At 51.3% G+C, this 11,893-nt stretch carries 14 protein-coding genes; 4 read left to right on the forward strand and 10 right to left on the reverse strand.

Annotation, left to right across the window (positions count from 1 at the left end):
- Nucleotides 1–50: 50 nt before the first annotated feature.
- On the reverse strand, nucleotides 51–332 hold the full coding sequence (locus tag NMQ00_RS08550; RefSeq protein ID WP_255176359.1) for a hypothetical protein: 282 nt from the start codon (nucleotides 330–332) through the stop codon (nucleotides 51–53).
- A gap of 172 nt (nucleotides 333–504) precedes the next feature.
- Between NMQ00_RS08550 and NMQ00_RS08555 the strand changes: the two genes are divergently transcribed.
- From NMQ00_RS08555 to NMQ00_RS08565, 3 genes are all read left to right on the forward strand, one after another.
- Nucleotides 505–1,176, forward strand: coding sequence for a Type 1 glutamine amidotransferase-like domain-containing protein (locus tag NMQ00_RS08555; protein WP_255176360.1), 672 nt, complete (start codon nucleotides 505–507; stop codon nucleotides 1,174–1,176).
- Nucleotides 1,177–1,330: 154 nt separating this feature from the next.
- Nucleotides 1,331–2,125: a thymidylate synthase gene (locus NMQ00_RS08560; protein ID WP_255176361.1), complete on the forward strand. Its 795-nt coding sequence runs from the start codon at nucleotides 1,331–1,333 to the stop codon at nucleotides 2,123–2,125.
- Nucleotides 2,122–2,601 (forward strand): dihydrofolate reductase, encoded by a 480-nt coding sequence (locus NMQ00_RS08565; RefSeq protein WP_255176362.1) that lies wholly within the window; start codon nucleotides 2,122–2,124, stop codon nucleotides 2,599–2,601. Before NMQ00_RS08560 ends, NMQ00_RS08565 begins: the two co-directional genes overlap by 4 nt.
- Nucleotides 2,602–2,617: 16 nt before the next feature.
- Here NMQ00_RS08565 and NMQ00_RS08570 read toward each other — a convergent pair whose 3' ends face one another.
- From NMQ00_RS08570 to NMQ00_RS08595, 6 genes are all read right to left on the reverse strand, one after another.
- Nucleotides 2,618–4,108 carry a GGDEF domain-containing protein gene (locus NMQ00_RS08570; protein ID WP_255176363.1) on the reverse strand — a complete coding sequence of 497 codons (1,491 nt, stop codon included), beginning with the start codon at nucleotides 4,106–4,108 and terminating at the stop codon, nucleotides 2,618–2,620.
- 170 nt (nucleotides 4,109–4,278) lie between these two features.
- Nucleotides 4,279–5,679, reverse strand: coding sequence for a class II fumarate hydratase (gene fumC / locus NMQ00_RS08575; RefSeq protein WP_255176364.1), 1,401 nt, complete (start codon nucleotides 5,677–5,679; stop codon nucleotides 4,279–4,281).
- 106 nt (nucleotides 5,680–5,785) lie between these two features.
- On the reverse strand, nucleotides 5,786–6,175 hold the full coding sequence (locus tag NMQ00_RS08580; RefSeq protein WP_255176365.1) for a reverse transcriptase-like protein: 390 nt from the start codon (nucleotides 6,173–6,175) through the stop codon (nucleotides 5,786–5,788).
- Nucleotides 6,156–6,938, reverse strand: a complete 783-nt coding sequence (locus tag NMQ00_RS08585; protein WP_255176366.1) for a 5'-3' exonuclease — start codon at nucleotides 6,936–6,938, stop codon at nucleotides 6,156–6,158. The genes NMQ00_RS08580 and NMQ00_RS08585 overlap by 20 nt, the downstream gene beginning before the upstream one ends.
- A complete protein-coding gene (locus NMQ00_RS08590) occupies nucleotides 6,938–7,867 on the reverse strand; it encodes a CobW family GTP-binding protein (protein ID WP_255178700.1) in 930 nt (309 codons plus the stop codon). Before NMQ00_RS08590 ends, NMQ00_RS08585 begins: the two co-directional genes overlap by 1 nt.
- A gap of 15 nt (nucleotides 7,868–7,882) precedes the next feature.
- The gene (locus NMQ00_RS08595; protein ID WP_255176367.1) at nucleotides 7,883–9,061 is read right to left on the reverse strand and encodes a DNA-binding protein; all 1,179 of its coding nucleotides are present in this window, start codon (nucleotides 9,059–9,061) and stop codon (nucleotides 7,883–7,885) included.
- Between the two features lie 156 nt (nucleotides 9,062–9,217).
- On the opposite strand from NMQ00_RS08595, the gene NMQ00_RS08600 reads away from it, so the two are divergent.
- Nucleotides 9,218–9,730, forward strand: a complete 513-nt coding sequence (locus NMQ00_RS08600) for a hypothetical protein (protein ID WP_255176368.1) — start codon at nucleotides 9,218–9,220, stop codon at nucleotides 9,728–9,730.
- 41 nt (nucleotides 9,731–9,771) lie between these two features.
- Here the strand turns inward: NMQ00_RS08600 and hfq are convergent, their stop codons facing one another.
- The 3 genes from hfq to NMQ00_RS08615 all read right to left on the reverse strand — a co-directional run bounded on the left by hfq (nucleotide 9,772) and on the right by NMQ00_RS08615 (nucleotide 11,814).
- The gene (gene hfq / locus NMQ00_RS08605; RefSeq protein ID WP_021067304.1) at nucleotides 9,772–10,020 is read right to left on the reverse strand and encodes an RNA chaperone Hfq; all 249 of its coding nucleotides are present in this window, start codon (nucleotides 10,018–10,020) and stop codon (nucleotides 9,772–9,774) included.
- Nucleotides 10,021–10,032: 12 nt separating this feature from the next.
- Nucleotides 10,033–10,983 carry a tRNA (adenosine(37)-N6)-dimethylallyltransferase MiaA gene (gene miaA / locus NMQ00_RS08610; RefSeq protein WP_255176369.1) on the reverse strand — a complete coding sequence of 317 codons (951 nt, stop codon included), beginning with the start codon at nucleotides 10,981–10,983 and terminating at the stop codon, nucleotides 10,033–10,035.
- A 237-nt stretch (nucleotides 10,984–11,220) separates the two neighbouring features.
- A complete protein-coding gene (locus NMQ00_RS08615) occupies nucleotides 11,221–11,814 on the reverse strand; it encodes an AmiS/UreI family transporter (RefSeq protein WP_441294605.1) in 594 nt (197 codons plus the stop codon).
- Between the last annotated feature and the right edge of the window lie 79 nt (nucleotides 11,815–11,893).

The following is an 11,893-nucleotide window of genomic DNA, read 5'->3' on the forward strand; positions in this document are numbered from 1 at the left end:
AAAATAAAACCAGATGGAAAAGTCATCTGGTTCCTGGAATGAGTTTTTCATCAAACAAGCTGAGGAATAAGAATGACCGCCAACAGAAAAACGGAAGTGATTTTTACTTTGTTACGATTCAATGCGAAAGGAAGCAGAAATAACCCAAGAAAAGTAATGGCAAGGGCGATAAGTCCATGGATGAAGTACCCTTCAGTGGATGCGATTGGGATGCTGATCACATGAATGGTTGGATTTAAGAAAAAGCCCATCGTTTCAAAAACAAGATTTCCGATTAGGCCAAGGCTCAGTAAGCATACGGATAATATGAAAATTAATGATTGCTTCTTCACGATAATCCTCCTTTTGAACGTTCATCAATCAACATGACAAGGTAGACTCGTTTGTCTTCTTTATTATAAACAATCACATATTATTTATGGAAAAAATTTCAACCAGTTCGGTTACAATGAGATTGATTCTAATCAATTTATTGAAAGAACTTTCATACGAAGGAGGCTCACTATGAAGACGTGCTACTATCTTGGATGGTTCAAGGATTTTTTCCCAACTCATTTGGCAGATGCCTTGTCACGAGACGTGACAAATCGGCAGTCCCTCGTAATGATCAGCTCGGACCCTGCCTCAAATGCGGAAAATGGTGTTATCGAGCTATCGTGGTTACAGGAAGCCGGCATCTTGTTCAACGACTATCACGTAATCAATTATGAAACGGACCGAACTAATGCAAAACATCTTCTTAAAGTAGCTTCGATGATCTTCTTGTTAGGTGGGGACACCGTCAAGCAAAATCAGTTCATACATGAATATGACCTAATCCAATCGATTCAACAAAGCGACGCCATCGTCATAGGCGCTAGTGCAGGCGCAATCAATATGTCTTTGTCTTGGTTATGCTCGCCATACATGGGTTATGAGGTTTCAACCCCAACGGTTTTCCAGGGCGTGGCCCTCAACGATTTTTCGGTGCTCTCCCACTTCGATCTCGAACATCACATGCACATCGTCAAGCAAGAGCTCGCCCTCTTATCCGAAGAATTACCCATCTATTTGTCGAACAAAGATTGTGCACTTCGTGTTCAAGGTGATCAAGTCGATATCTTCGGAGACGTTTATTTGTATGCGAATCGAAACATAACGAAGCTATCTGAGACCACATCTTTCCATACAGATTAGTCCCTCCCATTACGAAATGGTTTCATGTTAAATCCGAGATAATTATCGCTTGCAAATTCTGTATATAGAAATCGAAACGTTATGTCGTCAATATATTGTGTTATAATGAGTGCGTCTTTTTGTAAATTTTTGAACGAGAAAGGGGACTTCCCACATGAAACAATACCATGATTTATGCACCCATATCCTCGAGCACGGGGTCGTCAAAGAAGACCGCACCGGGACCGGGACGACGAGTGTGTTCGGCTACCAGATGCGTTTCAACCTTCAGGACGGGTTCCCCCTGATCACGACGAAGAAATTACATACGCGTTCCATCATCCATGAACTGCTCTGGTTCATCACCGGCAACACGAACGTCAAATACCTTCAAGACAACGGGGTCCGCATTTGGAACGAGTGGGCCGACGAGGACGGTAATCTCGGTCCTGTCTACGGGGCGCAGTGGCGCTCGTTTCCGAAACCAGACGGCACGACTGTCGACCAGCTCGCGCAAGTAATCGAGCAAATCAAAACGAACCCTGACTCGCGCCGACTCATCGTCTCGGCCTGGAATCCAGGGCAACTTGAAGACATGGCGTTGCCGCCGTGCCATCTCATGTTCCAGTTTTACGTCGCGGACGGCAAATTGTCGTGCCAGCTCTATCAACGAAGCGCTGACACGTTCCTCGGTGTCCCGTTCAATATCGCGTCTTACGCCTTGCTCACTCATATGGTCGCCCATGTGACCGGGCTTGAAGTCGGAGACTTCGTCCATACGCTCGGCGACGCCCACATTTATCATAATCACCTCGAACAAGTGAAGCTGCAATTGACGCGTGAGACACGACCGCTCCCGACATTGAACATTTTGCGTGACGTATCATCCATCGAGGACTTCCGGTTTGAAGACTTCGAGATCGTCGGCTATGACCCTCATCCACACATTAAAGGAGAAGTGAGCGTATGATCATCCACGTCGTCGCAATCGGGAGCAATCGGGAAATCGGGAAAGATAACGCCTTGTTGTGGCGCCTGCCCGATGACTTGAAACAGTTCAAAGCTGTCACGACGGGTCAGACGGTCGTCATGGGACGAAAGACGTTCGAATCGATTGGTCGACCACTTCCGAACCGTCGTAATATCGTCGTCACGTCGGACCGCACCTTCTCGGCTGAAGGCGTCGACGTCTGGCACGACCTCGGATCGCTTAACACCGAGACGACAGACCTTTATATCATCGGTGGCGCGACGCTCTATGAGCAGACGCTCTCGATGACGGACCGGTTTTATGTCACTGAAGTCGACGGTACGTTCGAGGCGGACACGTATTATCCAGCCCTGCCGGACGGGCTCACCGTGACGGACGAACAGTTCCACCCGGCCGACGAACGGCATGCCTATAGCTTCACTTTCCGTCAATATGACAAAAGGGACATCGACTGAGTCGACGTCCCTTTTTTTAGTCTGGTAATTTCTCGAGCCATTGCTCAATCTTTTCAGTGATGGCGTCATGATGGTCCCGTTCGGCCAAGTCGTCGTACAGCGTCCCAAGTTCGAGCGCGGTTCGTTTTGACACAGCCAAAATATGGCTGTACTTGCCGCGTTGCTCTTTGACGGCCGAGAGCGTCCCTTTCGTCTCACTCGTCCCCGAGTCATCAAGGATGAACATTTCCATATGATCGTTACAAGCATAATGATCATACGGACGATAGATGACTTCGTAACGTCGGTGTTGCTTCGGTAAGCGCTCGGCGAGCAAAGCGTACTTCTCAGGACTCATTGTCACGTAAGCGAGCCTTTTCTCCTCGCGGACAGCTGACGAGTAGCGGATGATTCGATTGCGTCCATCGCGCTTCGCCTTGTAGAGCGCCTCATCGGCATAGGCACACCATTCGCCGAGCGTCATCCCGGTCTGACAGACACGAGTATAACCGATCGATACGGTAACGTGATGTTCATATGTAAATGTCATCTCCTCGATGCGACTGCGGACCCGTTCAAGCACCGCATCGACAACGTGACGCTCTGACACGTTGAGGATAATGAGAAATTCTTCCCCGCCGTAACGAATCAACTCATCACTCGAGCGAATCGCTAAGCGAATCTCCTCGGCGACGCGATGTAACACGTCATCCCCGTAGGCATGACCGAACGTATCATTCAGCTGCTTGAAATGGTCGATGTCGAGCAGGGCGAGCGTGAAGCTCTCACCGGAACGCTCAAGTCGGGACATGAAGCGGCTGAATGTCGCTTTCAAATATTTACGGTTAAAGGCGCCCGTCAATTCGTCGACGAGCAGCGCGTTCGAGACGAGCCGGGCCTTCTCGATGTGATGTCCGAGGCGAACGAGCCGCTCTTCCATCGGTATCCACTCTTCCCAATAGTCATCGAAGCCGTAAGAATAAGCGGCCAAGCGATAATGTTCATTCGTTCCGATCACGATGAGCGGTACGTACAGTTTCTTCATCTTACTGACGAATGATTGAATCGCCCGCTCCGGGAAGCGGGCCCACAGTTCGACATCCATGATGATAGCTTTCGGGACATCTTCATAATCATATTCGACGGCCTCTTCTAACGTCTGTAAGAAGACTGGACGTGCCCCGAGTTTTTCGACACGCGGTTTATAGCGGCTGAACGTTGAGAAACTGTTTGATAAAATGAGGACGAGATCTTCGTCTTCTTGTTCGATGCCTAGGACGGTGTGGATATAACGTTTCACTGGGGCGATCAAAGCCATGGCCTCGGCTTGCGTCAAGACCGGTGGCAATTCACGCACGTCAGACTCGACACGACTGAAAATCTCAAGCAAGTGCATCAAGCGACGATGCTTCACTTCTTGCTTCATCCAATCTAATAAAAACTCGATCTCTGTTGTTTGAATCTGTCTCGCGCTCGTGATTTGCGCCAAGATAGTATGTATACGATCTGTGAGTTGCTGTTGCTTCATTCCCGACCCCCCCAGTTTCGTTCTCCCCGATCTATGCTTATGTCTATGATTATGCGACTTCATCCCCGAAAATACAACTATTTCCTCATTTTCCGCCTATTGTTTGACAGTAAGATAGTCCTTATGACTCATTACCTCATGAAAAAGAGCGGTCAAAGACCGCTCTTTCCTTATTTTCCAACTTTTAGGTTAGGAGATGTCATCTCTTCTGGTCGAATCCACTCGTCGAACTGCTCTTCCGTCAAGAGTCCGGTCTCGAGCGCCGCTTCTTTCAACGACGTCCCGTTTTTATGGGCGAGCTTCGCGATTTTGGCCGCATTCTCATAACCGATGTGCGGGTTGAGCGCTGTCACGAGCATGAGCGAACGCTCGACGTTGTGCGCGATCACGTCCAAGTCTGGTTCGATCCCGATGGCGCAATGCACGTCGAACGAATGCAGACTGTCCGTCAACAGGCGGCACGTCTGGAGGAAGTTATACATGATGACCGGTTTGAACACGTTCAACTCGAAGTTTCCTTGGCTCGCCCCGAATCCGATCGTCGCATCATTACCGAGCACTTGGGCCGCGACCATCGTCAACGCCTCACTCTGCGTCGGATTGACTTTCCCAGGCATGATCGAGCTACCAGGCTCGTTCTCTGGAATCAAAATCTCGCCGATGCCGGCACGCGGACCTGACGCGAGCCAACGGACGTCGTTGGCGATTTTCATCGCATCCATGGCGAGTGCTTTCAAGGCACCATGGGTGAACACGAGCTGATCGTGGCTCGTGAGCGCATGGAACTTGTTGACGGCCGTTATGAAACGTTTGCCGGTCTCTTGCGAGATTTTCTCGGCCACGACTTCGCCGAACTGGGGATGAGCGTTGATGCCCGTCCCGACCGCCGTCCCGCCAAGGGCGAGCTCTGTCAACGGTTCGAGCGTGCGCTCGATCATCTGTTTCGAGAGCTCGAGCATGCGGACCCAGCCGCTGATTTCTTGACCGAGCGTGACCGGCGTCGCGTCTTGCAAGTGCGTCCGACCAATCTTGACGATGTCCATGAATGACTCGGCTTTTTTCGCGAGCGTCGCGTGGAGCGCCTCGATTGACGGCAACACATGGTCCTCGACCGCAAGGATGGCTGCGATATGCATCGCCGTCGGATACGTGTCGTTCGAGCTTTGGGACTTATTGACGTCGTCATTCGGGTGAATCGTCAGCGTTTGACCACGCTCTTTTAACTTATCATTCGCCAAGTGGGCGATGACTTCGTTCACGTTCATGTTCGACTGTGTCCCTGAACCCGTCTGCCAGACGACGAGCGGAAACTCGGCGTCATGTTTTCCGGCGACAATCTCATCGGCGACTTCGGCGATGACGTCGGCTTTCGCTTGCTCCAATACACCGAGCTCGGCGTTAGCGAGTGCGGCACCTTTTTTCAAAATCGCAAAAGCATGTACGACCTCGAGCGGCATCTTTTCCGTCCCGATTTTAAAGTTCTCTAGACTGCGCTGTGTTTGGGCTCCCCATTTGGCTGAAGCTGGAACGTTGATTTCCCCCATCGTGTCCCGTTCGATCCGATATTCCATGAAAATTCCCCCTCTTTTTTTGACTACGCTTTCATTTTAGCGAAACTTTTGCAAAAAAGAAATCATTCCCCTGCAATTGACAAAAAGTCGGGCCAAAGCCCGACTCTCATCCTGTTATCAATGCATGTTTCGCCACGTCATGGGCCCGATTCTCTACCCGCGGAATCCATTTGATGAACTTGTTCGGCAATTCGTCATAAAGCGTCAGCGCCTGGACGAACAAAGGACGCACCGATTGGTCTTTTAAGAACCGCTGCTCGAGCGCTCGTACGACCGTCTCGGCGTCTGAATAGAACATAAACGTCGATTCGCCCGTCAGCTCGTGCGCTTGTTCGAGGGCGAACGCGAGCGCGGCGAGTTCGGCTTGAACGCTCGTCAGCCCAACGCGTTTGGCGATGTACGTGGACACCGTGCCGTCGGTCGCCTTGACCCAGACACCAAGACCGTTCTCACCTAGCTCTTGGTTCGTCGCCGCATCAAAATAAATGTGTACCAAAGCGATACGCCTCCCAATCGGTCTCAATCGGTGCATGGATATCGATGAGCGAGAGACGTTTCGACAGGAGCGCCACTTCTTCTTGCCCGTCGAGCTTCTTCGCAAATTTCCGATGCGCCTCTTGAAGCGCTTCTTGCCTCAAAATGTCATATAACGCTTCGACCGTGTCGTATGACTGAACAAGAATCGTCGCCGTCTTTGGTCCGATGCCGCGGACGCCTGGAATATTGTCCGAGGCATCACCTTGGAGCGCCTTCACATCGACGAACTGGCCGGGTCGTATTCCATAAGTCGTCTCGAACACGTCCTGGTTCATCATCATTTCTTCCCCTTTTTTCGGGACGATTTGAAACACGTTCGGGGAAAGTAGCTGATGCAAATCGCGGTCAGACGAATACATATATGATTCGCCCGGGAAGGCGGTCGCGACGGCCCCGATCAAATCATCGGCCTCGTAACCGGCGAGTTCGGACTGAAAAATCCCGCGCTCGCTCAACGCTGCCCGCAACTTGACGTAATCGTGGAACAACGGTTCCGGTAAGCCGGTGCGAGTCGCTTTATAGTCCGGAAACAAAGCGTAACGATGCGTCGTCTCGCGTGGTCCGTCCCAAAAGAAAGCGATATGCGTAAAATCGTTCGTCCACCCATCAACTTTACGGAGCAGACCTTTCACCGTCACATCGGGATCGAGCGCCCGCCGACGCTCTGTGGCAAAATAATAGCGCGACAGGAGGTTAAACCCGTCGACTAACATCAATTTCATCATGTATTCACCTCACAAGCTTGTAATCCGCGCGCGAGCGCGTCTCGGTCGAGATTCTTCCCAATCCAGACGAAGACGGAGCGCGAGTCGTCGCTCGGTTCGTTGGCGAACGTCGCCCCCATCAGTTGATTCGTCGCTTGGACGACGAATTTCGACGCTTCTCCGTCCAATCGGACGATCGCCTTCAAACGATAGACATCATCTTCATAGTGCATGAGCACCTCGCGCACGTATTGAGTGACGCGTTCCCGTTTGAGCGGCACGTCCGTTGTGAGCGTGACGGCCCGCAGTGAAGAGACGGACGTATGACCGGCCGTCAGTTGCCCGAGGAGTTGCTCGTCGACGCGTGAAAGCTGGAACGTATTTTCCGTCAAATCATAGTCCCCGACTGTCTGGACCGTCTCGATGACCCGAACGGTCGGATTTAGCGCTTTAATCCGCTCATGCGCTTGTTCGAGCGTGACGTCATCGACGAGGTCGACTTTGTTCATCAGAATCACATCCGCATAGGCGATTTGATGGATTCCTTCTATAAACAACTCACGGTCCATTTGACTGGCATCGACGACCGTCAAAATCGCCGTCAGCTTGAACCGTGTCCGTAAATAATCATCGTAATAAATCGTCTGAATGATCGGTGCCGGATCGGCGACACCAGTCGTCTCGATGACGATTCGGTCGAACGTGTCCTTCGATGCAAGCTGATAGAACGTCTTGCTCAAATCGCTTTGAATCGAGCAACAGATGCAACCGTTCGACAACTCGATCTGCTCTTGGTCCATCTTGACGATCAACTGTTCGTCGATATTGACCGATCCGAGCTCGTTGACGATGACGAGCAGCCGCTCGTCTGTCGCTTCTAGCAAGCGATTCATATAGGTCGTTTTTCCGGCGCCTAAAAAACCGGTCACCAATTGCACGGGAATCATGTACTGCACCTCACCTTATAAATTTTCGTGGACCCGCGCCCATTTCTCATAGCGCGCATCCAGCAAGTCAATCAAATGAAGCATCCACGCTTCTGTCGTGACCGGTAACACGCTCGAGCCCCACTCGCGCTTGCCGTGGTGGGATAAAATCATATGCCAAATCCGGTGATGGGCGTCGAGCGGCAACGTGACGCTTGCTGCTTGTTGACTCTTCTCGAACAACAGTCCGCCGTACGGCATATGTCCAATCAAGCTCCCCATCGGATTGATCGAGATTCCGGTCGTCTCACTCATGCCATTGACCGAGAACAGTTGCTCGAACCGTTTCGGAGACGACAGCAAATGGCTGTATTCGAACAGCTTGCCGATATCATGGAATAAAATCCCGAGCGCGAGCTCGTCCCAACGAAGCGGCTCTTTTAACTCAGCGATGGCCTCACAGGCCGCATAGAGCGACTCGAACGTGCCTCGGAACGCCTGTTCAACTTTTACACCGTTCATCGTATTCCATACATCTACTTTATGCAACTGCTCGGCCTCTTTGATGACCCGGAACGCCATCGCCAAATGGTCATCTTGTTCTTGGATGCGATAGCCGAGTCGAAGCATGCAGACCGTGTGCTTTAATAAGCCACCGACATAGTTGTGATGATGGTACAGCGCGGCCGGTGCAAGGACGAAATCGTCCCAATAGCGGTCGAGGAGTGACATCGCGATCGCTTGATAGTCAGGCGAGAGCGTCGACAGAATCGCGAACAGTTCGTCGGCGTATTGCTCCATCGTCTCGTCCCCCGGGAGACCTGGCAAAAGCGACACCGCTTCGTCCCGGGCAATCGGTTTGGCCCGGTCGATGGTAATCGACTTGGCGCCGTCCGGTTTCGGATAGACATCGATTTTCCCTTCGAGCTCGATGACACCTGACTCGTAAATCGGCAATAACTGGTCTTCGTTGCCATGCAACCACTGCTTCGCACGGATGAGTCCGCTTGATGTCGTCAAATTCAGTTGCAACCACTTCGCGCCGGACTTACCCTCGCGTACTTCGACCGTACTGACGAGCGCTTTCGTCTGGACCGGCGTCCCGTCTGTAAGATCGGATAACCGTGTCGACGCTTTTTCGACGGCCGGAAGTTGAAACCGGGTCCGGTCGAAGCCGCTCTCCGCTATCGGATCAATCTGTTGGTAATAGTTCATGTACAATGCCCTCCTTCTTCTCTTTGCCCATTGTATCGTGTTTTACGCTTCGAGGCGAACATACTTTCGTTATAGGTCATGAAGTTTCCTAAATCATATTGAAAGCGCTTTCTATAATTGTTACGATAAAGGTAGCTAGATAAAGGGGGAACTCACATGATTTCATTGGTAGATACGTACGAACGGTTGATCGCAACAGGGGAAGCGACACGTTACGCCACTACGCACTCGACAATCGGCAGTATTTTACAGGCATCGACTTGTCCGGTCTCGCATCACGAACTCGTCACGGCGGTCTCGGGGCATGCCGGAAACCCATATACGCCAGACCAACTCGTCGACTCGGTCATCGAGCACGAGATGAAAGGAGCGATGGCCGTTCTGGTCGTCGCCGGTTATCCGATTCAAACACCGCTCGCTAAGGCCGTCGTTTTATCGGCATTCGCCCGAACGAACCGGATGAATATCGATAAACTGAAAGAACTCGGTCATGCCGACCTGCTCGTACGCATCCAGTCGGCCGAACGGTCATGGAAACGGACATATACCCACTTGTATCGGTCGGCACCGACAAAGCTCTGTGACCAGCTCGACTCGCTGCTCGGCGGTTGCGCCATCCATCGTGTGATCGAAGCACTCGATCTCGATCCGAACGTCAAAACGGCATAAAAAAAGAGCGGTCCCCGGGCCGCTCTTTCTTATGACTTCAATTATCCTTCTGTCACTTCGACCGCTTCTGGTTCGAACAACGTGACGTTCCGCGCTGGTGAGAACGTTGAAATCGCATGTTTATAAATCAACTGTTGGCGCCCTTCTGATTCGACGATGACCGTGAAGTTGTCAAACGATTTGATGACTCCCCGAATTTGAAATCCGCTGACTAAAAAGACGGTCGTCGGCACCATTTCTTTGCGTAATTGATTTAAAAAATGGTCTTGGATGTTATAGCTAGCTTTCATGTTGCATTCCCCCTAGTCTATGTCTCTTTCAAATAATCGGAATTTTCGAAAAAACTCCTCAACTTCATCATAAATATTTTGATACGATAGTTCAAATGATTTTCGTCCCATATCGACCCAAATCCCATCAAATTGATGACGGAACCAGGTTAATTGACGTTTTGCGAACTTGCGCGTGTGCTGTTTGAGCATCTCGGTCATCTGTTCCCGTGTCATCAATCCTTCGATATATGGAACGACTTCCTTGTAGCCGATGGCGCGCATCGCTTGCGTGTCTCGGTAACCGGCCGCGAGCAAGCGCTCGACTTCCTCGATGAGACCTGCTTCGAGCATCAAGTTGACACGAAGGTTGATGCGCTCATAGAGCACGTCCCGGTCGGCATGCAACACGAACAATTTGTAGGCGTAATGCTGGGATGGAAGGCTATCCATCGCCTGAGCGTCCCCTTGCAGTGCGACTTCGAGGGCTCGGATGACACGGCGGACGTTATTCGGATGAATGCTCTCGGCCCGTTTTGGGTCGAGCGACCGCAGGCGGGCATGCAGCGCCTCGGGGCCATTCGCCTCCGCCTCTAACTCGAGCGACTCGCGCAAAGCGTTGTCGACCGGTCGCTCCGTGAACTCATAGTCATATAAAATCGATCGGATATACAGGCCGGTCCCGCCGACTAAAATCGGCAATTTCCCGCGCGCGTAGATATCATCGATCGCCGCCCGGGCCAACGTTTGAAATTTGGCGACGCTCATCGCCTCGTCCGGGTCACAAATATCAATCAAATGATGCGGGATTCCTTCCGCTTCCTCGACCGTCACTTTCGCCGAACCGATATCCATCCCTCGGTACACTTGGACCGAATCGCCCGATACGATTTCGCCGTTGAACGCTTTGGCGAGCTCAATCCCTGTCTTCGTCTTCCCGACAGCGGTCGGTCCGACGAGGACGATGACTGGTGTTTGTTCCATCCTTGTCACTCCTCAAACGAAAGACCGTTCCAAAAAGGAAACGGTCCGTTAAATTCTTCTCTTAATTGTATCATCAAACACGACCGCAAACAGCATCCATCCGCATAATAATAATCCCATCAGTAAAATTAAGCCATCACTCATCCGTGGTCGCCTCCTTTACGTACCTCATTCCCACTTTTCACATTTTAGACACAATTGAATGCGTAAAAAAACGACGCTCACGATGAGCATCGTTCATTGTGTCACTTCGAGAAATCGGCGCTGGCGCCACATCGTCAATCCGAAATAAAGAATCGACGTACCACTAGCGGCCCACCACATGACATTATAGAGCGGTGTCATCAAGTTGGCGAGACCGAACAGTGCTGGAATGATCAACGTCAACCAAGCAAGGACGAATGCGACCCGGGCCGTCAACCCGTCAATTTGGCGACCGAGGCCCATGCCCATAAAGAAGAGCCCCCATAAGAACGCCCAAAACAACCACGTGCCCGCTCCCATCATATCGCCCGTCGAGAATCCGATCAACGCATAGAAAACGGCTGAAATCGAGACGAAGAGTGAGAACCAACCAACCCCCCGCCCATCGAGGTCGAACAAGAATGTCACACCGACGTATAAATACGTGAAGGCGAACAAGTAGATGCTTGCAAACCCAAACATCTCCGCTGAACTCGCTCCAACGACGAGCCACGTCGCGATGAACGTCTGCAATAGACCGGTAAACAGACTGAATACACCCGCACTCTTGACGTCCACTTTCCCGAATAAGACGAGGCTGTTAATGAACAGTGCCACGCCACCAAATAATAAACTAATATTCCCCACACTCATTGCTCCTTCGTACAGATGTCTGACGTCTAATTTTATATACGTCCACTGTAACGTGAATTCGCTTTCAGTGCAA

The organism is Exiguobacterium aurantiacum, assembly GCF_024362205.1.
GTDB classification, from domain to species: domain Bacteria; phylum Bacillota; class Bacilli; order Exiguobacteriales; family Exiguobacteriaceae; genus Exiguobacterium; species Exiguobacterium aurantiacum_B.

Excerpts from the sequence above, each read along its gene's own strand:
- NMQ00_RS08555 (WP_255176360.1), top strand. The coding sequence starts at position 505 with ATGAAGACGTGCTACTATCTTGGATGGTTCAAGGATTTTTTCCCAACT.
- NMQ00_RS08560 (WP_255176361.1), top strand. The coding sequence starts at position 1,331 with ATGAAACAATACCATGATTTATGCACCCATATCCTCGAGCACGGGGTC.
- NMQ00_RS08565 (WP_255176362.1), top strand. The coding sequence starts at position 2,122 with ATGATCATCCACGTCGTCGCAATCGGGAGCAATCGGGAAATCGGGAAA.
- NMQ00_RS08570 (WP_255176363.1), bottom strand. The coding sequence starts at position 4,108 with ATGAAGCAACAGCAACTCACAGATCGTATACATACTATCTTGGCGCAA.
- fumC (WP_255176364.1), bottom strand. The coding sequence starts at position 5,679 with ATGGAATATCGGATCGAACGGGACACGATGGGGGAAATCAACGTTCCA.
- NMQ00_RS08585 (WP_255176366.1), bottom strand. The coding sequence starts at position 6,938 with ATGAAATTGATGTTAGTCGACGGGTTTAACCTCCTGTCGCGCTATTAT.
- NMQ00_RS08590 (WP_255178700.1), bottom strand. The coding sequence starts at position 7,867 with ATGATTCCCGTGCAATTGGTGACCGGTTTTTTAGGCGCCGGAAAAACG.
- NMQ00_RS08595 (WP_255176367.1), bottom strand. The coding sequence starts at position 9,061 with ATGAACTATTACCAACAGATTGATCCGATAGCGGAGAGCGGCTTCGAC.
- NMQ00_RS08600 (WP_255176368.1), top strand. The coding sequence starts at position 9,218 with ATGATTTCATTGGTAGATACGTACGAACGGTTGATCGCAACAGGGGAA.
- hfq (WP_021067304.1), bottom strand. The coding sequence starts at position 10,020 with ATGAAAGCTAGCTATAACATCCAAGACCATTTTTTAAATCAATTACGC.
- miaA (WP_255176369.1), bottom strand. The coding sequence starts at position 10,983 with ATGGAACAAACACCAGTCATCGTCCTCGTCGGACCGACCGCTGTCGGG.